Origin of the sequence: Prauserella marina, from assembly GCF_002240355.1 — a bacterium.
Classification (GTDB): Bacteria; Actinomycetota; Actinomycetes; order Mycobacteriales; family Pseudonocardiaceae; genus Prauserella_A; species Prauserella_A marina.
The window spans coordinates 5,712,441-5,732,831 of record NZ_CP016353.1 but is presented as its reverse complement, the minus strand read 5'-3'; the positions used below and the strand labels follow the sequence as shown (position 1 = coordinate 5,732,831).

Here is a 20,391-nt window from a genome sequence, read left to right as displayed (position 1 = left end):
ACGCGGTCTGTCAGGCGCCATACCGGTGTGTCTTCGGCGTGGCAGCGCCGGTACCAGCTATCGTGATCAACCGTGCCGAGCGTGCGGAAGTGTTCACGGACGGGCTGCCTTGAGCCCGCCGTCGCCACGCTGACTTACGCCTACAGCGACTCCACCGCTGTTGTCGGCCCGCTCGCCACCGCATCCGAACCGCACTCCTACGACCTGTGCGAGGCACACGCCCTGCGGCTCACCGTCCCGAGGGGCTGGGAAGTCGTCCGCCATGAGGGTGAGTTCGCCGCTCCCGAGCCTTCCAGCGACGAGCTCACCGCGCTCGCCGAGGCCGTGAGGGAGGCAGGCCGCTCCGACCGACCTGCTCCACCGCCACCTCCCCAGGAGGGGACATCGGGCAGGCGGGGCCACCTGCGAGTGCTGCCAGGTCGCGCCTGAGCTGGTCGAGAGCCCTCCATCGGCACGTATCTCGCAACCGGGTCGGCCATGGTCGGTAGGCTTCGTCTGGTGTACCGAGGCCCCTGGGGCCACCATCGGACGATCGGGGAGAGGGCGTGCAAGACCTGTCGGCCATAGTGAAGGCTTATGACATCCGTGGCGTCGTGGGTGAACAGCTCGACGCCGAGCTTGTCAGAGACTTCGGCGCAGCGTTCGCGCTGTTGATCAAGCCGGACTCGCCTTCCGTCGTGATCGGCCACGACATGCGGGATTCTTCGCCCTCGCTCGCTTCCGCCTTCGCCGAAGGAGTCACCTCGCAGGGGCTCGACGTCGTCCTTATCGGGCTGGCCAGCACCGACGAGCTGTATTTCGCCTCGGGCAGCCTCGGCATGCCCGGCGCCATGTTCACCGCGAGCCACAACCCGGCCAAGTACAACGGCATCAAGTTGTGCAGGGCCGGCGCGGCCCCCGTCGGTCAGGACTCCGGCCTCGCCGAGATCAAGGACACCGTCGAACAGGGCGTTCCCGAGTTCGCGGGCCAGCGGGGCACGGTCGTCGAACGGGACGTGCTCGCCGACTACGCGGCACACCTGCGCACGCTCGTCGACCTTTCCGGGATCAGGCAGCTCAAGGTCGTCGTCGACGCGGGAAACGGCATGGGAGGACACACCGTTCCCGCCGTTTTCGACCTCGACCCCTCGCGGGGCGGCGGTGGCCTGAGCAGGAGCCTTCCGGTCGAGATCGTGCCGATGTACTTCGAACTCGACGGGACTTTCCCCAATCACGAGGCGAATCCGCTCGATCCGGCCAACCTCGTCGACCTTCAGGCCAAGGTGCGTGAGGTGGGTGCCGACGTCGGGCTCGCCTTCGACGGCGACGCCGACCGGTGCTTCGTCGTCGACGAGAACGGGGACGCGGTGCCACCGAGCGCCGTCACCGCGCTCGTCGCGGTCCGCGAACTGGCGAAGGAACCCGGCGGCACGGTGATCCACAACCTGATCACCTCGAAGGCCGTTCCCGAGATCGTGTCCGAAAACGGCGGGCAACCGGTCAGGACAAGGGTCGGACACTCGTTCATCAAGGCCAAGATGGCCGAGACCGGCGCGATTTTCGGTGGCGAGCACTCGGCGCACTATTATTTCCGTGACTTCTGGCGTGCTGACACCGGCATGCTGGCCGCGCTGCACGTGCTGGCCGCGCTCGGTGAGCAGGACGGCACCCTTTCCGCGTTGACTTCCGCGTACAGCAGGTACGCCGCGTCGGGCGAGATCAACTCGACGGTGGCCGACCAGGCCGATCGAGTGCGTGCCGTGCGGCAGGCGTTCGGTGGCCGCGAAAGCGCCTCCGTCGACGAGCTGGACGGGTTGACGGTGGATCTCGGTGAGCAGGGCTGGTTCAATCTGCGGGCGTCGAACACGGAGCCGCTGCTGCGGCTCAACGTCGAGGCCGTCGACGAGGCGGCCGTGAAGGCACTCACCGACGAAGTACTGGCGATCGTCCGCGGATAAGCGTGGTAAGTAGGAATTATGGCCGTCACCCTTGATGCACAGCTGCTGGAGATCCTCGCGTGTCCTTCGCAGGACCACGCTCCGCTCACCCCAGGATCGCCTGGCGACCCCGATGCCGACGCGCTCACGTGCACGTCCTGCGGCAGGGTCTTTCCCGTCAAGGACGGCATCCCGGTGCTGTTGCTCGACGAGGCGAGCGCCCCGACGGTCCCCGCGCGCGCCGTGAAGGGCGAGCGGGAGACCCGTGACGACCCCGGTTCCGATGGCGCTTGACGACAGCCTCCTCGACGACACCGCGCGGCTCACCGACACCGACGGCGCGGGGTTGCTTCGTGCCGCCGCGATGGCGGGCGCGCAGGTACGGGCGACCATCGAGGCATGCGCTGAACTGGGTCTCGCCGACCGGCTCGACGTGGGAAGGCCGAGGGCGGTCGTGCTCGTCGTGCGTCCCGGGGTCAGCCGTAGCGCGGTCTTGCTGTTGAACGCGCTGCTCGCGCACTCGTGCCCGGTTCCCGTCGTCGTCGCCGAGACCGTACCCGGCTGGATCGGGGCGCTCGACGTCGTGCTCGCGCACACCGACGACCCCTACGACGCCGATCTCGCCGCAGCGTTGGAGCGAGCGGCCCGCTACGGCGCGACGGTGGTGCTGTCGGGACCGCGGGAAGGGCCGGTCGCCTCCGCCATCGCGGGCAGGGGCGTGCTCATCGCCCCGAGGGTGCTCGTGCCGCCGGAGCTGTCCTTCGCGAGGGCGCTCAGCGCGGGTCTGCTGACCGCGAACGCGCTGGGGCTGCTGGTCGCCGACGTCGAATCGCTGCCAGACCTCCTGGATGGCGAGGCCGAACGGTGCCATCCGGCGCACGAATCGTTCGTGAACCCGGCGAAGGCGCTCGCGCTGCGGATGGCCGACCACACTCCGCTGCTGTGGGGACTCGACAATCCGGCGATCGCCGTCGGCCAGCACGCCGCGTACGCGCTCGGCGCACATGCCGCGATCGTGTGCGACGCGGCCGACTACCGGCAGGCGATGGCTCGTCCCGCTCTGCATCACGCGGCTGCACGCAGCGTGACCGAGCGCAACATCTTCGCCGATCCCGACGATTTCTCTGCGGAAGCATCGCCACCGAGGGTGCTTTTGCTCGCCGTCCGGACCGGACCGGCCGCGGACGGAGCGCGGTACAGGGCGAACGAACTGTTGCCCTCCGCCGACCTGATCGCTCCAGCCGACGAGATCGAAGCCGACGACGCGGGCAGGGCCGCGGTTCTCGCATTGCGGTTCGAGCTCTCGGCGGTCTACCTGGGACTCGCGGCTGGGACCATTGGGGGAACTGGCCATTTCGCGCCTGCCGGCGTTTAGGCGTGAGGCGGCCAGTAACGAGAGATACCGGCCGGCGCTCGACGCGGCCGGCGAGGAGTGGAGTTGACGGTGGAACTGCTACGCAATGCCGTGCGGCCGTATGCGTGGGGCTCCAGAACCACGATTCCGGAGCTGTTAGGGCGGCCGGTTCCCTCCCCGCATCCAGAGGCGGAGCTGTGGATGGGTGCTCATCCGGGGGACCCGTCAAGGGTCGTGGGTCCCGATGGCACCGAGCGGAGCCTGATCGACATCGTCGCCACCGACCCGGTGAGCCAGCTCGGCACCCGCTGTGCGGACCAGTGGGGCGGCAAACTGCCGTTCCTGCTCAAGATCCTCGCGGTCGAGGAACCACTCTCGATGCAGGCGCACCCTTCGGCGGCGCAGGCAGCCGAAGGCTACGAGCGGGAGGAGAGGGCAGGCATCCCGAGGGACGCCCACCACCGCAACTACCCCGACCCCACCGCGAAGCCAGAGCTGGTGTGCGCGCTGACCGAGTTTCACGCGCTCGCGGGATTCAGGGATCCGCATCGCACCGTCGAACTGCTCAGGGCCATCGACACCCCCGGGCTCACCAAGTACACCGAACTGCTCGCTGCGCAACCGGACGCCGCCGGACTGCGGGCACTGTTCACCACCTGGATCACCCTGCCGCAGGCCGCGCTCGACGACCTGCTGCCCGCGGTCCTCGACGCGTGCGTACTGCACGTCAAGGAGCACGGCGAGTTCGACACCGAGTGCCGTACGGTGCTCGGCCTCGGCGAGACCCACCCCCGTGACGCGGGTGTCCTCGCCGCGTTGCTACTCAACCGGCTCACGCTCAGCGCGGGCGAGGCGATCTACCTTCCCGCCGGAAACCTGCACCTCTACCTGCACGGCACGGCCGTGGAGATCCTTGCCAACTCGGACAACATCCTGCGGTGCGGGCTGACCCCGAAACACGTCGACGTTCCCGAGTTGCTGCGCGTCGTGGATTTCAGCTCCGCCGACATGCCCGTGCTGTGCGGAGAGCCGGAATCGGGGTTCGCCGTCTACCGCACCGACGCCCCCGAGTTCGAGCTGTCGCGGGTCGAGTGGGCAGGCGGCGACAACGCCGAGGTCGTCCTCGACGGCGATGGTCCGGAGATCCTGCTGTGCACGGCGGGCGAGTTGTTGCTGTGCGCCGAGGACGGCTCCAAGGTCGAACTGCCCAAGGGTGACTCGGTGTGGCTGCCCGCATCCGATCCGGCCATCCGGGTGCGCTCCGTCGGTGCCGAGCCTGCTCACCTGTTCAGGGCAACTGCTGGCACCTGTTCTGCCAAGGCGCATCTTTAACGCCACTTACTGTGTTCGTTCCGTGTAGCGGCACCGGCCAGACTCATCTGGGTGGGTGATTCGGTTGTCGCCCAAACGGTAACGAGTTCAAGGAGCGCAACGCAGTGACTTCCCAACCCACGGCAGCGGCCGGGTACGACCAGGGTGCGGCACCGGCCCCTCAGCGACCCGGCACGTTGCTTGCGGCGATCGCCGTGGCGGTCGTCGGCGCACTCGCCTCGCTCGTCAACGGCATCCTGATGGCCGTCGGCGCCGAGGACCTCTTCATCGACATCCTGGCCTCGGCCGCCGGTGTGAGCGCGGAGGAGGTCAGTGCGGTGGTTCCCGCCATCGTGCTCGACGAGGGTGTGGACACGCTGTCGACGCGCGGCACGATGGCTCTCGTCGTCGGCGTCGGCCTGCTCGTTTTCGGCGCCTTGCTGAGGGGTGCCGCGGTGTGGGCAAGGGTGGCCATGACCGTCTTCGCGCTCGCGACCGTGCTGGTTGGTGGCCGCGTTGCCACCGACGAGGGCACCGGTCTGATGCTCGGTCTCGGCTGGCTCGCCGTCGTCGGCTCGATCGTCGCGATCGTGCTGGCGTGGCTGCCTGCCAACCACCGCTACGCGAAGGCGCTCAAAGCCAAGAACTGACCGGCTATCTGGGGGTGGCGCCGGACGTGTTGGCGACAAGCTCACGTCCGGCGTCCTCGGTCAGTTTGAACAGCAGTGAGGAGAGCACGGTCGCGCTCGCGTCCCTCGGGTCGGCGAGCCGGTCGGCTTCCTCGGTCATGGCGGCTGCCCGCGCGGGTTCTCCAGCCGCCTCGTAAGCCCTCGCCAGCACCCGCGACGACACCACGGCCGACGCGACGCTGCCCATGGCCTTGAACTCGGCCAGTCCTTGTTCCAGCGAGGCAATCGCTTCGGTGATCCTGCCTTCGCCGATCCAGCTCGCCGCGATGGCTCTGGCGCAGGACAGTTCCCGTGGCCGCTCGCCCCGCTCTCCGGCCAGCTGATGAGCCTCGGTGTAGGCGGTGATCGCGCGCTCCCGTTCCCCGAGACCGGCGCAGATCGCGCCCAGCGTGCGCAACGAGCGCGCCAGCGAAGAGGACACCGGCATGGCGCGCAGTATCGAGACCGATTCCTCGGCGAGGCCGAGTGCCGTTCGCGGCTGGCCGGTGAGCGTCAGTGACCACGCGAGTCCTCGCAGGGCCAAAGAGATCGCGAGCGGTTTTCCGGTCAGTCGCGCCGTGGCGAGCGTGCGCCGGTTGGCTTCCACCGATTCGTGCAGAAGGCCGAGTTTGTTGAACGCCTCCGGCCGGGTCAGTTCGATGTGCGCGACGGCGGCGAGATCGGGATCCGGTCCCGCGAGCGTGATCGCGTCTCGGACGGCGACGAGCGCTTCTTCCGCCCTGCCGAGTCCTAGGAGGCAACGCGCGAGGTTCGCCATCGCCCACGAGGCCATTCTGGGTTCGCCTTGCCGTTCCAATTCCAGCGCACAGGCGCGGAATCTGCGCTCGGCCTCCTCGTGTTCGCCTCTCGCGTGGATGACGACGGCGATGTTGGCTTCCGCCCACAGTTCGGTCACCCTGTCGCCGGCCCTCGCCGCGAGCTGGCGGATGGTGTCGTGACCGGACCGCATGTCGGCGTAGTGACCGTTGAGCCACAGGTACGCGGTGAGCCGTTCCAGCAGCAGCACGGCTTCCGCTCGCCTGCCTGCCCGGAAGATCGAACCGATGGCGGTCAGCAGATTGCGTTGCTCGATCGCGAACCAGGTGTGCGGGTCGGCGACGAGCCTGCCGACGGTGGCGGGGTGCAGCGGTTGTTCCGGCAGTTCCCGGGTGGAGCGCAGCGGCAGCGGAACCGTCCAGGGCAGTTCGCGTGCCGCCGTGTCGGCGAGACCGAGCGCGGCGTCGATGAGCATCGACACCGTCGGAGCTTGGCGTCTCTGGTCCTGCGCGAAAACCCTGACGAGGTTGTGCAGCCGGTACCGGGGTTCGCCCGTCGCGTCGACGCCGATCGGTGTGAGCAGGCTCGCCTCGACCAGTTCCTCCATGACGGCATCGGCACTGTTCTCGCCCCGCTTGCCGACGAGGACGGCGATGGCCCATGCCGGGGCGCTGATGTCCCCGCATTGGGCCAATGCGTGCAGTGTGCTTTGGGCGCGGAGGCTCAACGCGTGGTAGCTCAGCGCGATACTCGTCCGCACCGTCCGGTCGCTGACCGAGAGTTCGTCGAGCCGGTGCCGTTCGTTGTCGAGCCGGTCGGCGAGCGCGCGCAGGCTCAGGTGGGGCCGGATGGCGAGTCTGGTGCCCGCGATGCGCAGTGCGAGCGGAAGGTTGCCGCACGAGGCGACGATGCGGGTCGCCGCGCCGTGTTCGGCCGCGACCCGCTCGGTTCCGACGATGTGCCGCAGCAACGCCGCCGCTTCTTGATCCCCGAACGGGCCGAGCGGAACCCGGTACGCACCGTCCAAAGTGCTGAGTCGGCGTCTGCTGGTGACGAGTACGGCACAACCCGGAGTGCCGGGAAACAGTGCCCTCACCTGCTCGGGAGAAGCGGCGTCGTCGAGCACGACGAGCACCTTGCGGTCGGTGAGCCTTCCCCGGTAGGCGGCGGCCCTGGCTTCGAGGCCGTCGGGGATCGCGGGGCCGCTGACACCCAGTGCCCGCAACAGATCCGCGAGCACGTCGATGGGCTTGCGTGCCTGTGCCGTACCGGAAAGGTGAACGTAGAGTTGCCCGTCGGGAAAGGACTTCCTGATCCGGTGGGCCGCGTGCACGGCGAGCGTGCTCTTGCCCGCTCCCGGCTCACCGCTGATGACCGTGACGGGTACGGAGCCCTTCGCGTCGGCGAGTGTCGCGCTCACGATGTCTACTTCGGACTCCCGGCCGGTGAAATCGCCGAGGCAGGGCGGAAGCTGGCAGATCGGCCACGACGGTGGAGCCGGGTCGTGGAGCTTGCCGTGGTCTTCACCGCTGAGCACCGTCGCGTGCGCCTGCCGCAATTCCGGGCCGGGCTCGACGCCGAGTTCGTCGACGAGAACGGTGCGGGTGCGGGCGTACACCGCGAGCGCCTCCGCCTGCCTGCCCGAACGCCGCAACGCGAGCATGAGCTGCGCGGCGGCCCTTTCCCGCAACGGATGGGCGGCCAGAAACGCCTCAAGTTCGCCGATGAGCCCGGCGTGCTTTCCGATCGAGAGTTCGGCTTCGGCGCAATCCTCGAGAACCGTCAGCCGTTCGGCGTCCAATGTGGAAATCGCGGGATCGAGCGCCGCGACGTCGACGTCGGCGAGCGCGGGACCCCGCCACTGCGCGAGTGCCTTGCGGAAGTGGTCGGCCGCGACGGCGGCCTCACCGGCTCTCGCGGCTTTTCGTCCGGCGGCGACTTCGGTTTCGAAGATGAGCAGGTCGAGCTCGCCGGGGGCTGCCATCAGCCGGTAACCGCTGCCGACGTGCTCGATGCGGATGTCGCCGACGCGTTCCCGCAGCCGCGATACGTAGGTGTGCAGATTGGACGCGTAGGACTTCGGGGGCAGTTCGGGCCACAACGCCTCGACGAGGCTGTCGACCAAGACCGGTTTGCCCGCGTTCATCAGCAGCATCGCCAGCAGTGAACGCTGTCGGTCACCGCGCAGGCGCACCCTGTTACCCTCTGCGTCCACGACGGTGAGCGGACCGAGCACCCCGAATCTCACATCGCGTCCTTCCCCAGCCAAGGGTGGGACATCTTACGCAGTCCACGATTCGCCGCTGACCCGTACTAGTCGTAGTCGTCGCGATTGTCCGAATTGTTGGGGGACTTGACTCTTGCGCCGTGCGGCAGCACCTCTAAGCTGCTCGCGTTCACGCTGGAGATGACCTAGGGGGACGTGGTGTCGGCAAGCGGTGGGACAAAGGCGATCTTGGCGGCGTTGACCGCCAACGCGGGAATCGCGGTCGCCAAATTCGTCGGCTTTCTGATCACGGGGTCGTCTTCGATGCTCGCGGAGTCCGTGCACTCCGTCGCCGACACCTCGAACCAGGGGCTCCTGCTACTCGGGCAGAAGACCTCGCGGCGCAAAGCCGACAAGGAACACCCATTCGGATACGGCCGCGATCGCTATTTCTACTCGTTCATCGTCGCGCTTATGCTGTTCACCCTCGGTTCGGCTTTCGCGCTGTACGAGGGCATCCACAAGGTCCAGCATCCGGAGGAACTGTCGTCGCCGATCGTCGCGGTGATCATCCTCGTCGTCGCCATCGGTCTTGAGATCTACAGTTTCGCGACCGCCATCAGGGAATCGAAGCTCATCAAGGGCGACAAGACCTGGTGGGGTTTCATCCGGCAGTCCAAGACGCCCGAGCTCCCCGTGGTGCTTCTGGAAGACGCGGGCGCGCTCTTCGGTCTCGTGTTCGCGCTTGCCGGTGTCGGGCTTTCGGTCGTCACCGGCAACGCGGTGTGGGACGGCATCGGCACGATCATGATCGGCCTGCTGCTGGGGGTCATCGCGATCATCCTGATCATCGAGATGAAGAGCCTGCTCATCGGCGAGGGGTCGGGGGAGAAGGAACTGGAGACGATCGTCGGCGAGCTGACCGGCGGCGATGTCGAGCGCGTCATCCACATCAAGACCCAGTACATCGGCCCCGACGAGTTGCTGGTCGCGGCGAAACTCGCCCTCAGGAGCGGGCTGTCGGTCGACGAGGTGGCGGCTGCCATCGACGCCGCCGAGGCGAGAGTGCGGGAGAAGGTACCGGTCGCCCGGTTGATCTATCTCGAACCAGACCTGTACCGGGTGGCTTCCTGACATTTCCGCCGCGCCCGAGTTATGGTGCCTCGACCGATCCACAGTCAAGGAGGACACCGTGCCGGGAAGCAGTATCTGGCGCACGAAATCGGTTGAACAGTCCATAGCGGACACCGATGATCCGGATACCAAGCTACGCAGGAATTTGAGCGCGTGGGATCTGACGGTCTTCGGCGTCGCCGTGATGATCGGCGCCGGCATCTTCACGCTCACCGCCCGCACGGCCGGTGACCTCGCCGGTCCTTCGGTCTCCGTCGCGTTCGTGCTGGCCGGTATCGCGTGTGCGCTGGCGGCGCTGTGCTACGCGGAGTTCGCCTCGACAGTGCCCGTCGCGGGCAGCGCGTACACCTTCTCGTATGCCACATTCGGTGAATTCCTCGCATGGATCATCGGCTGGGACCTGATCCTCGAGTTCTCCGTCGCGGCCGCGGCCGTCGCCAAGGGCTGGTCGGTCTACCTGGAAACCGTCCTGCGGGCGATGTTCGGCGACGGCATCCACACGACCGTCTCGCTCGGCGGGCTCAGCTTCGACTGGGGATCGCTGATCCTCGTCGCCGTTCTCGCCGCGCTGCTGACGGCGGGCACCAAACTCTCCTCGCGGTTCAGCCTGGTGATCACGGTGCTGAAGGTGCTGATCATCGTCTTCGTCATCGTCCTTGGCATCACCTTCATCAACCCGGACAACTACACGCCGTTCGTTCCGCCGGCCGCCGAGGGCGAGGCAGGTGAAGGCGGTATCGAGCAGTCGCTGTTCTCCGTGCTCGCCGGTGGCTCCGGCAGTGTCTACGGTGCGTTCGGCCTGCTCGCGGGTGCTTCGCTGGTGTTCTTCGCGTTCATCGGCTTCGACATCGTGGCGACGACGGCTGAGGAAACCCGCAACCCGCAGCGCAACGTGCCGCGCGGCATCCTCGGCTCGCTCGTCATCGTGACCGTGCTCTACGTCGCCACCTCGCTCGTCGTCGCAGGTATGGTGCCGTTCTCCGACCTGGCTACGGACGCGCCTCCGGAAGGCGAACGCAAGACGCTGGCGACCGCGTTCTCGCTCAACGGCGTCGACTGGGCGGCGAACATCATCTCCGTCGGCGCGCTTACCGGGCTCACGACGGTGGTCATGGTGCTGATGCTCGGCCAGCAGCGGGTGTTGTTCGCGATGTCGCGTGACGGCCTGCTGCCACGCAAGCTCGCCAAGACCGGCAAGAAGGGCACTCCGTACCGGGTCAACATCCTCGTCGGCATCGTCGTCGCGATCGCGGCGGCGTTCTTCGACGCGACGAAGCTCGAAGAGATGGTCAACGTCGGCACGCTCTTCGCCTTCGTGCTCGTTTCGGCCGGGGTGATCGTGTTGCGCAAGAAGCGGCCCGATCTTCCGCGCGGCTTCCGGGTTCCGCTCATGCCGGTCATTCCGATACTGGCGATCATCGCCTGCGTGTGGCTGATGCTGAACCTGACCGTGCTGACCTGGGTCCGGTTCCTCGCCTGGATGGCACTCGGCGTGCTCGTCTACTTCGTCTACAGCAAGCGGCACGCGTTGCTGAACCGGAAGGACGAGCCGAAGGAGTCCGACGTCGAGTCCTGAGTTCAACCGTTGCGGGGCGGCTGGCCGAGCAGATCACCGAAGAGGGGAACCTGCTCCGCCAGCCGCCCCGCCATGTCGGTGCCTTCGAGGCCGGCCGCGATGACCAGCGCCCTGTCCCACTCGGGGTCGGCGACGTAGTCGGCGTACTTGCGGATGCCGGGCACCCAGCGTCGTCCGCCGGTGGGCAGGCGCATCGGATCGGGCAGCCAGTGGTCGCCACCGAGGACGAGCGCGCCCGTCGGGCCCTGCACGGCGGGTTCGAGCGCGCCGACGTTGCCGTCGGGCAGATAGCCGACGCCGAGTAGTTTCCCACCGGCCACCTGGTGCCGCCACGTCGTCGCGCCACCGCCGAAAGTGTCCGTGCCCCTGCACAGCCCGCGCCAGCGACCGTCGAGCATGCCGTACAACCTGGCGAGCGTGTCGTGCGGGAACACGGCGGGGAACGCGCGCTGGTAACCCCATTGCAGGGGAGCGCCCGCCGTGAGCACGCCGACGCGTTCGCGGTCGGAAGCCGGTAGCTCAGCGGCGAGTCTGCTCGCCGTCAACACCGCGAGCAGGCCCCCGATGTGGTAACCGGCGAGCACCACCCTCGTGCCCGGTTCCTTGAGGTGTTCCTTGGTGCGTTCGGCCAGTTCGGGCACGACCTTCGCGGCGTAGGAAGGCGGAGCGGCCGGGTGCGCGGCCCTCGGCCAGAAGCAGACGAGGTCGGAGAAGGCGCCGAGGTGCCTCGCTCGCCTAGCTCCCGTCGCCGCCGTGTAGACGGCTCTCAGCAGCGCCGCGGCCAGCGCGCCGAGCGCGAAGACGCCGAGCGCGGAGAGCCAGTCGAGCCAGCTGGGCACGCTACCGACACCGAACCTGACCGCCAGGAGCGCGACGACGCCTGCCGACATCGCGAGGACGACGGTCAGCACGATGCGGTGCAGGTACTTGCGTTCCCAACTGGATCCTGCCCACGCTTTCGCGGCTTCCCGCTCGTCCTCGGGGCTGGTCTCCATGAGCTTGACGATGTCGGGAATGCCACGGCGTACCTTGCGCAGTGGCAACGCGACGGCGAAGCAGAAGACGGCGACCAGCACCGCGAACACGAGCGCCCCGCCCCACAACAGCGTGATCAGCGTGTAGCTCTCCGGCAGCGCGAGACCTTCCGCGCCGAGCAGCCTGCGCAGGGCGATCGCGAGGCCCGCGCCGAAGCCGCCGCCGAGCAGGCAGGCGAGGACGAGCGTCGGCGCGGCTGCCCAGCCACCCGCCCATGGGCGCAACCTGCGGGGCAGCGTCGACCACGACGGCCTCGCCAGCAGCGCGGCCGGGACCAACAGCAGGGCAAACAGTACGCACAGCACGAGCAGTACGGCGCCGATGCCCTCGACGGTGTCGTCCGTGCCGGGAAGGGCGCGCGGCAGCGGCGCGGAGACGACGGCCGCCGCGATGAGCAACGCGACGGCCACACCGAGCAGCACGCCTCTGGTCACCGCGGTGAACAACCGGTGTGCCCGAACGGCGGTGCCGAGGATCGTGCAGGCGAGCAGTCCCAGCGTCAGCCACCACAGGATCGCCGTCGCGGAATCGGAAGGTACGCGCAGCGGTCCGCCGAGCAGCAGCAGCGAGACGCAGCCGAGAGCGCCGACGAGATGAAGACACCTGAGCATCACCGTGTCGACGGTGTCGACGCCGTCGTCGAGCGTGGCGCCAGGCAGTCCTTTCCCCGCTTCCTTCGCGCTGTCGTTGGCAGGCGCCTTCACCGACCATTTCGCGGCCGAGACCCGGTGCAGGATCAGCACGACGAGCAACACGGGCAGCACCCCGACGGTCAGCCGCGCCGCGTCACTTTCCCGCAGCCAGGAAGGAGTCCCGGAAAGGCACGCGGAGCCGGGGGCGAGACACTGCGCGGCGAACAGGTCGAGGCTGATCACGGCGAGCTGGGAGACGAGCAGCATCGTGAGCAGCAGGGCCGCGAGGCGCAGTAGCGCCGCGCACACGGCGCTGATGGCGGAGGGCAGCCTCCTGCCTTCCTGAACGGGAGGCAGCATCCAGTGCGCAACGTTGGAAAGGGAGAACGGGAACAGCAGCGCCCACGTCGCCTTCGCCGCGCCTCCCGAGGTCATCCCGCTCCACAGGTAGCCCTCCAGCGTGCGGGGTAGCGACCTGCCGAGCGCTTGCAGGACCGGGCCGGGCGCGGGCCGCCGTAATCGGTCGGATGGCCTGATCACCCTGCCGACGCCGTCACCGGCGACGTCCACGGTGCCGACGGAGTCGAGCAGCGATTCGCCGCTCGTACCGATCAGCCCCGGGACACGTAACTCGACAACACGCGTGTCGGGGCCGGGAATGGGCACCTTGGAACTCCAAACTGAACTGCGAAACCTGACGGACGAACGAACAACGGTAATCTGCGGGGGTCGACGAGGGCTGTTGCCGGCACAGCGAGTCTGGAGGAATGTTTCGAATGACCCCTGAAAGCGTTGCGTCGCGTCATCAGACGCGAAACGGTGTCGATTACGCCGTCGCGGACCTCTCCCTCGCCGAGTTCGGCCGCAAGGAGATCAGGCTCGCCGAGCACGAAATGCCCGGCTTGATGGCTTTGCGCCGGGAATACGCCGAGGCGTATCCGTTGCGAGGGGCGCGCGTTTCCGGCTCGCTGCACATGACGGTCCAGACCGCGGTGCTGATCGAAACACTCGTCGCGCTGGGGGCCGAGGTCCGGTGGGCCTCGTGCAACATCTTCTCGACCCAGGACCACGCCGCCGCCGCCGTCGTCGTCGGCCCGTACGGCACCCCTGAACAGCCACGGGGCGTTCCGGTGTTCGCGTGGAAGGGCGAGACGCTCGACGAGTACTGGTGGTGCACGGAGCGGATGCTCACCTGGGACGGCGACGGCCCGAACATGATCCTCGACGACGGTGGCGACGCGACGATGCTCGTGCACAAGGGCGCCGAATACGAGAAAGCGGGCGTCGTCCCCTCCGCGGACGACAACGATCCCGACGAATGGCGGGTGTTCCTTTCGCTGCTGCGGGCCTCGCTTACCGCCGAAGCGGGGAAATGGACCAAGATCGGCTCCGGTATTCGTGGCGTGACGGAGGAGACGACCACCGGTGTGCTGCGGCTGTACCAACTGGCGGCGGCAGGGGAATTGCTGTTCCCCGCCATCAATGTCAATGACGCGGTCACCAAGTCGAAGTTCGACAACAGGTACGGAATCCGGCACTCGCTCATCGACGGCATCAACAGGGGAACCGATGTGCTCATCGGCGGCAAGGTCGCCGTCGTGTGCGGTTACGGCGACGTCGGCAAGGGCGCTGCCGAATCGCTGCGTGGCCAGGGCGCGCGGGTCGTCGTCACCGAGATCGACCCGATCTGCGCGCTACAGGCGCTGATGGACGGCTACCCGGTCAAGAAGCTGGAGACCGTCCTGCCGGAGGCCGACATCGTGATCACCACCACCGGCAACAAGGACGTGGTGATGGCCGAGCACATGGCACGGATGAAGCACCAGACGATCGTCGGCAACATCGGTCACTTCGACAACGAACTCGACATGGCCGGGCTCGCCAGGTATCCCGGCATCCGGCACGTCAACATCAAGCCGCAGGTCGACGAGTGGGTGTTTCCCGAAGGGCACTCGATCATCGTGCTGTCCGAGGGCAGGCTGCTCAATCTCGGCAACGCGACCGGGCACCCCAGCTTCGTCATGTCGAACAGCTTCTCGAACCAGGTCATCGCGCAGATCGAGCTGTTCACCAAGTACGAGGAGTACGACAAAGAGGTGTACCGGCTGCCGAAGAAGCTCGACGAGAAGGTCGCCCGCATCCACCTCGCCGCCCTCGGTGGTGAACTGACGAAGCTCAGCAAGGAACAGGCCGAGTACATCGACGTCGACGTCGACGGACCCTTCAAGACGGACCACTACCGCTACTGACCGTGCCGAGACCCCGCGACGTAGGGTGAGCGCGTGGGTCGACTTGTCGTGATCGAAGGACTTGACGGTGCGGGTAAACGCACGCTCGCGGATGCGTTGACGAAGGCGCTGCACGATGCCGGTGCCAGTGTCGCGACGCTGGCTTTTCCCCGGTACGGGGAGAGTGTCCACGCGGATTTGGTGCGCGAGGCGCTGCACGGCGAGCATGGCGATCTCGGCGACTCCGTGTACGGCATGGGGTTGCTGTACGCCCTGGACCGTCGAGCGGCGGCGGGGGACATCAGGAGCGAGCTGGCGACGCACGACGTCGTGCTGCTCGACCGGTACGTCGCGTCCAACGCCGCATACCAGGCGGCGCGGCTCGGTGAGGGGGCCGACAGCCCGGTTGTCGATTGGGTCAGGCAGCTCGAACTCGGCCGGTTCGATCTTCCGGCGCCCGATGTGGTGATCCTGTTGCGGGTGGCGCCGGAGGTGGCCGCCGCGCGGGCCGCGTCGAGGGCCGACGCCGACAGTACGAGGACCAAGGACGCCTTCGAATCCGACGACGATCTCCAGGTGCGATGCGCCAAGGTGTACGACGAACTCGCGGACCGGTCGTGGGTGTCGCCGTGGATCGTGGTGGATGGCGCGGGTGCCGTGGATGCGCGCGAGTTGGCGGCGAAGCTGCTCGCCTGAGCGCATTGGTGCGCGAGTCCCCCTCTCGCGCATTCGGGCTGGGGACTCGCGAGACGGGTCAGTCGATGTGTTTCAGCAGCCAGGCATGGAACTCGCCGATGTGGTGCTCCGAGGGCACGAGCACCCCGCCGTCGGCGTACGCCCTCGAACTCATCGCGGGCTGACAGCGCTCACAGGCCGCGAAGTCCTGTTGGTTCACCCGGTGGAACAGTTCGAACGACTTGGCCAGATCCCGCCCCCTCGCCACGACATCCTCGGCATAAAGCCAGTCGCACTCGACGATCGTCCGGTCCGCCGCGACGGGATACATCCGGTGGAAGATCACGTGATCGGGAACGAGGTTGACGAAGACCTGCGGCCGTACCGTGATCGCGTAGTAGCGGCGGTCCTGCTCCGGTCCGAGCCCGGCAAGCGGCGCGAAACCTTCGCTGCCGTCGACGGTGAACCCGGACACGTCCTCGCCGAACTCCGCGCCGTGGCCGACGAAGTACTGCGCCGCGTACCCCTCCGCGAACTCGGGCAGCACATCGGTCAGCTCGGGATGGATGGTCGCGCAGTGGTAGCACTCCATGAAGTTCTCGATGATGAGCTTCCAGTTGGCGCCGACGTCGTAGCGGACGTGCTTTCCGACGGTCAGCTCGCCGACCGCGTAGTCCTCGATGAACCGGTCACCGCCAAGCCGTTCCGCGACGACGTCCTTGACCGTTTCGTCGAAGGAAGGCGGATCGGCTGCCAGGCACACCCAAACGTAGCCGAGCCATTCCCGCAGCGGCAGCGTCCGCAGCCCGTACTCGGTGCGGTCGACGTCGGGCATCGACGTCAGATTCGGTGCCGCGACGAGCTTTCCGTCCAGCCCGTAGGTCCACGCGTGATACGGGCACTGGAACGCCTTCGCCACCGTCCCCGATTCCTCAGTGCACAGTCGCGCGCCGCGATGGCGGCACACGTTGAGGAAGGCCTTCGGCCGCCCGTCCCTCGCCCTCGTGACGATGACGTTTTCCCCGCCGATCGTCACGGTGCGGAAGCTGCCTTTCTCCGGGATCTCGGCGAACCGCGCCGCGCAGAACCACATCGACTCGAACACCTTGCTCTGTTCGGCGGCGAACACGGCTGGGTCGGTGTAGTAGCGGCCGGGGAGGGTCCTGATCAGGCTCGTGGTCATGCGACTCCTTGACATGCGCCGAAACGTGCCGGGTCGAACAGCGAGATCGGGTGTGCGGTATGGCCGTCGACGGTGAGGTCGGCGAGGATTTCACCGACGACGGGCACGAATTTGAAGCCGTGTCCCGAGAATCCGGCCGCGATGACCACATTGGAATGTTCCGGATGCGGTGCGATCACGAAGTGTTCGTCGGGAGTGTTGGTGTACATGCAGGTAGCCGAGCGAAGGTAGGTGCCAGGCACTGCGGGCATCCTGGCACCGACGAAGGCGGTGATGTCGGCGATCTCGTGTTCGGCGACCGTCCGGTCGATGGTGTCGGCCGTGCACGGCTTCCCTCCCCTGAAGAAGGCGACCTTGACTTCCCCTTCGGTGGCTGGGAAACCGTAGAACTGACGGCCGCGCGCGTTCTCCCAGATGTAGACGGGGTGTCGTTCGGCGGCAAAGTTGCCGACGTCGCCGCGAGGGGCGAACCAGTACTGCACCTGGCGTTCGATGGTGAACGGAATGCCGAGGTCGGCCAGAGTCGCGGGAGCCCAGGCCCCAGGGCAGACGACGAGCCGCCCGGCTGTGTACTCGCCGAGCGAGGTGCGCACTCGAACGCCGGAACCGTCGGCGGTCCAGCCCAGTACCTTCTCTTCGAATCGCAGTTCGGCGCCGGCCCTTTCCGCGAGCCGGAGGTGGGCGGAGACGCTGGCTTCCGGCACCACGAACCCCGCCTCGGCCTCGTAGAGCGCGACGTCCTCTTCGGATGGTGCCATGGAAGGGAAGCGTCGGCGAAGGTCCTCCGCATCGAGGATTTCGTGGGCGAGTCCCCATTTCTCCGCGCTGGCGTGGCTCCCCGAGAAGGTCCTGCTTTCCGGCGGCCCGACCATCACCCCGCCGGTCTTGGTGAAAATGGACAGTCCCGAATCGGCTTCCAGTTCGGGCCACAATTCGTGGGCACGCAACAACAACGGTACATAGGCGGGATCCTCGAAATATGCCTGCCGCGTGATCCGCGATCCGCCGTGACTCGAACCCAGCGTGTGTACCGGGGTGAACTGTTCGATACCGAGGACCCGTTGTCCGCGCGCCGCGATCCGGTACGCGGCGGCGCTTCCCATGCCGCCGAGGCCGATCACGATCGTGTCGAACGAAGCCATTTTCCGCCTTCCCTCACGCGCGCAGCCTTGTCATGTCCGGATCGAAAAGCGGTTCGTCGGCGACGACGGCAGGCACCGTCTCGCCGAAGTATTCGATGCCGAGCCTGGTTCCTGGCATCGCGTACTCCGACGGCAGCCATGCGTAGGCGATGTTCAGGCCCGTGGTGTAACCGTAGGCCGCGCTGGTGACGTAACCCGCGGGCTTGCCTTCGGCGAACACCGGTTCGCTTCCGAGTACGACGGCCTGCCTGTCCGGGATCGTCAGGCAGCTCAACCTCCGCTTCGCGGTCGCCGAGCTTCGGCCGACGAGCGCGTCTCTTCCGACGAAGTAGCCCTTGTCCATTTTGACGGCGAACTCGACGCCCGCTTCGAATGGATCGTGTTCGGTGGTCATGTCGGTTCCCCATGCGCGGTAACCTTTTTCGAGGCGCATGCTGTTGAACGCATCGCGCCCCGCGGCGATCAGCCCGAGCGGCTGACCGGCCTCCCACAGCGTGTCCCACAGCGCCTTGCCGAGGTCCGCGCTCGTGTACAGCTCCCAGCCCAGTTCGCCCACATAGGACAGTCGCAGTGCGGTGACGGGCACGTTGCCGACATAAGCGCTCTTGCCTCGGAAAAAGCCGAGCGCCCCAGGTGAGAAGTCCGTTGTGGACAACGGTTGTAGCAGCGTCCTCGCGAGCGGGCCCCACAGGCCGATGCAACAGGTGCCCGAGGTGGTCTCGGTCAGGTGCACGCTGCCGTCGCCTGGCAGATGCCTTCGCAGCCAGTCGAGGTCGAGCGGGCTGTTGATGCCGACCTGGAACCGTTCGGAGGCAAGCCTCGCCACCGTCAGGTCGCTGCGGATTCCGCCGTCCTCGCCGAGCAGCAGGGTGTAGGTGACGGCGCCCGGTTTGCGGTTGAGCTGGTTCGTCGTGAGTGCCTGGAGAAAGGCCAGCGCGCCGGGACCGCTGACCTCGACGCGTTTCAACGGCGTCATGTCGAAGAGGGCGACCCTTGCTCTGGCCGCGATCGCCTCGGCGCCCGCTATTGGTGACCAATGCCGCGCGGCCCACTCGCCCCGTTCCGGTACCTGTTCCAGCTCGGGCAGTTCACCGTTGCTTTCGTACCATTGCGGGCGTTCCCAGCCATTCGACTCGAAGAAGTGCGCGCCGAGCTCGCTCTGCCGCTCGTGGAACGGGCTCGTGCGCAAGCCTCGCGGCTCGGTGACTTGCTGGCGGGGATGGATGATGTCGTAGACCTCGACGAAACTCTGGCAGCTTCGCGCGTGCACGTATGAGGGGGCGAGCTGGACCTGCTCGAACCGGTTGAGGTCGCAACCGTGTAGGTCGACTGAAGGCTGCCCGTCGATCAGCCACTCTGCCATTGCTTTCGCCACCCCGGCGGAGTGCGTGATCCACACGGCTTCGGTGACCCAGAATCCCTCGATGTCGGGGTGCTCGCCGAGCAGGGGCATGCCGTCGGTGGTGAAGGAGAAGAGGCCGTTGATGCCGTACTCCGGCTTCGTGTCGGCGAGCGAGGGAAGCAGGTCGAGCGCCGCCGTCCACGACTGTTCGAAGTCCTCCGGGGTGAAAGCCAGTTCGGAAGGCATCCCCTGCGAGGTCAGCGGATCGGCGATGTCCTCGGCCGCGATCGGCATCGGCCGGTGGCCGTACGCGCCGATGCCGATCCGGTCGACGTGTTCGCGGAAGTACAGGTCGGCGTCCTGGTGCCGCAGGATCGGCAGCCGCGCTTCGGTGTTCTCGTCGTTGCGCCCGGCGAGCCGGGGCAGCGGGGTCGTCTTCGCGTACTGGTGCGCCATCGGCACCATCGGGATGGTCAGGTCGACGAGCCTGCCGACGAGCGGACCCCACATTCCGGCGCACGAAACGACGATGTCGGCACGGAACCGGTCGGTTTCGGTGACGACGGCCGTGACACGTCCCTTTGCCCGCTCGACGGAGGTGACCTTCTGCCTGGCGAGGAATTTCGCGCCTCGTTCGATGGCTCTTCGGGCTTGCGCCTCGGCTGCTCGCAAGGGTTTCGCCAATCCGTCGCTCGGGATGTGGAAACCGCCAAGCACCTTGTCCTCGTCGAGCATCGGGTGGAGTTGGGCGCACTGTCGCGGAGTCCTGAGAAAACTCCGTACTCCCCACGATGTCGCCCAGCCGTGCCTTCGCCGCAGGTCGGCCATCCGCTCCGGTGTCGTTGCGATTTCGAGCCCGCCCAGTTGCTGGAAGCACCACGCGCCGTCGAGCGTGAGCCCGCTGTACTTCGCGACGGTGTACTTCGCGAACTCTGTCATGGTTTTGCTTGCGGTGGTTTGAAAAACGAGACCTGGCGCGTGTGAGGTCGAGCCGCCGGTCGCGAACAGGTCTCCCTGCTCCAGCACGGTGACATCGGGCCAACCGCGGTCGGTGAGTTCGTCGGCGAGTGCGCACCCGGCTATTCCGGCGCCGATGATGACCACTCGCGGTCTGGTGACCATCGCAGGACCTCCTGCTCGACGGGGGATGCAACGTCCACAAGGGACAGAACTGGGCAAAACGCAGGCACGCGAGAGCGCCTCGGCGGCGCC

The 20,391-nt window shown here is 67.3% G+C and carries 15 protein-coding genes; 10 read left to right on the top strand and 5 right to left on the bottom strand.

What is annotated here, in order from left to right; all coding sequences use genetic code 11:
- Nucleotides 1–72: 72 nt before the first annotated feature.
- The 6 genes from BAY61_RS26425 (at nt 73) to BAY61_RS26400 (ending at nt 5,231) form a co-directional block, all read left to right on the top strand.
- Nucleotides 73–429 (top strand): DUF3499 domain-containing protein, encoded by a 357-nt coding sequence (locus tag BAY61_RS26425; protein WP_091809308.1) that lies wholly within the window; start codon nt 73–75, stop codon nt 427–429.
- A 116-nt stretch (nt 430–545) separates the two neighbouring features.
- On the top strand, nt 546–1,937 hold the full coding sequence (locus tag BAY61_RS26420; protein ID WP_091809309.1) for a phosphomannomutase/phosphoglucomutase: 1,392 nt from the start codon (nt 546–548) through the stop codon (nt 1,935–1,937).
- Between the two features lie 18 nt (nt 1,938–1,955).
- Nucleotides 1,956–2,210: a Trm112 family protein gene (locus BAY61_RS26415; protein WP_091809311.1), complete on the top strand. Its 255-nt coding sequence runs from the start codon at nt 1,956–1,958 to the stop codon at nt 2,208–2,210.
- Nucleotides 2,200–3,291, top strand: coding sequence for a hypothetical protein (locus tag BAY61_RS26410; RefSeq protein WP_091809313.1), 1,092 nt, complete (start codon nt 2,200–2,202; stop codon nt 3,289–3,291). The genes BAY61_RS26415 and BAY61_RS26410 overlap by 11 nt, the downstream gene beginning before the upstream one ends.
- 69 nt (nt 3,292–3,360) lie before the next feature.
- The gene (gene manA, locus BAY61_RS26405) at nt 3,361–4,602 is read left to right on the top strand and encodes a mannose-6-phosphate isomerase, class I (RefSeq protein ID WP_091809480.1); all 1,242 of its coding nucleotides are present in this window, start codon (nt 3,361–3,363) and stop codon (nt 4,600–4,602) included.
- 104 nt (nt 4,603–4,706) lie between these two features.
- Nucleotides 4,707–5,231: a hypothetical protein gene (locus BAY61_RS26400; RefSeq protein ID WP_091809314.1), complete on the top strand. Its 525-nt coding sequence runs from the start codon at nt 4,707–4,709 to the stop codon at nt 5,229–5,231.
- A 4-nt stretch (nt 5,232–5,235) separates the two neighbouring features.
- On the opposite strand, the gene BAY61_RS26395 is transcribed toward BAY61_RS26400, so the two are convergent.
- On the bottom strand, nt 5,236–8,274 hold the full coding sequence (locus tag BAY61_RS26395) for an AfsR/SARP family transcriptional regulator (RefSeq protein WP_245865444.1): 3,039 nt from the start codon (nt 8,272–8,274) through the stop codon (nt 5,236–5,238).
- Nucleotides 8,275–8,451: 177 nt separating this feature from the next.
- On the opposite strand from BAY61_RS26395, the gene BAY61_RS26390 reads away from it, so the two are divergent.
- Together BAY61_RS26390 and BAY61_RS26385 are read left to right on the top strand one after the other, a co-directional pair.
- Nucleotides 8,452–9,366, top strand: a complete 915-nt coding sequence (locus tag BAY61_RS26390) for a cation diffusion facilitator family transporter (RefSeq protein ID WP_091809483.1) — start codon at nt 8,452–8,454, stop codon at nt 9,364–9,366.
- A 58-nt stretch (nt 9,367–9,424) separates the two neighbouring features.
- Nucleotides 9,425–10,942, top strand: a complete 1,518-nt coding sequence (locus BAY61_RS26385) for an amino acid permease (RefSeq protein WP_091809316.1) — start codon at nt 9,425–9,427, stop codon at nt 10,940–10,942.
- Between the two features lie 2 nt (nt 10,943–10,944).
- Here the strand turns inward: BAY61_RS26385 and BAY61_RS26380 are convergent, their stop codons facing one another.
- Entirely contained in the window at nt 10,945–13,275 is a 2,331-nt protein-coding gene (locus tag BAY61_RS26380; RefSeq protein ID WP_091809317.1) for a hypothetical protein, read from the bottom strand.
- A gap of 110 nt (nt 13,276–13,385) precedes the next feature.
- Between BAY61_RS26380 and ahcY the strand changes: the two genes are divergently transcribed.
- Both ahcY and BAY61_RS26370 read left to right on the top strand, forming a co-directional pair.
- On the top strand, nt 13,386–14,858 hold the full coding sequence (ahcY, locus tag BAY61_RS26375; protein ID WP_091809319.1) for an adenosylhomocysteinase: 1,473 nt from the start codon (nt 13,386–13,388) through the stop codon (nt 14,856–14,858).
- Between the two features lie 33 nt (nt 14,859–14,891).
- Nucleotides 14,892–15,533, top strand: a complete 642-nt coding sequence (locus BAY61_RS26370) for a dTMP kinase (protein WP_091809320.1) — start codon at nt 14,892–14,894, stop codon at nt 15,531–15,533.
- A gap of 58 nt (nt 15,534–15,591) precedes the next feature.
- Here BAY61_RS26370 and BAY61_RS26365 read toward each other — a convergent pair whose 3' ends face one another.
- From BAY61_RS26365 to BAY61_RS26355, 3 genes are read right to left on the bottom strand one after another with little or no spacing between them, the layout of a single operon-like run.
- Nucleotides 15,592–16,695, bottom strand: a complete 1,104-nt coding sequence (locus tag BAY61_RS26365; protein ID WP_420848856.1) for an aromatic ring-hydroxylating oxygenase subunit alpha — start codon at nt 16,693–16,695, stop codon at nt 15,592–15,594.
- Entirely contained in the window at nt 16,692–17,837 is a 1,146-nt protein-coding gene (gene solA / locus BAY61_RS26360) for an N-methyl-L-tryptophan oxidase (protein WP_091809324.1), read from the bottom strand. Before solA ends, BAY61_RS26365 begins: the two co-directional genes overlap by 4 nt.
- 13 nt (nt 17,838–17,850) lie before the next feature.
- Nucleotides 17,851–20,301, bottom strand: coding sequence for a GcvT family protein (locus BAY61_RS26355; RefSeq protein ID WP_091809325.1), 2,451 nt, complete (start codon nt 20,299–20,301; stop codon nt 17,851–17,853).
- Nucleotides 20,302–20,391: the final 90 nt, after the last annotated feature.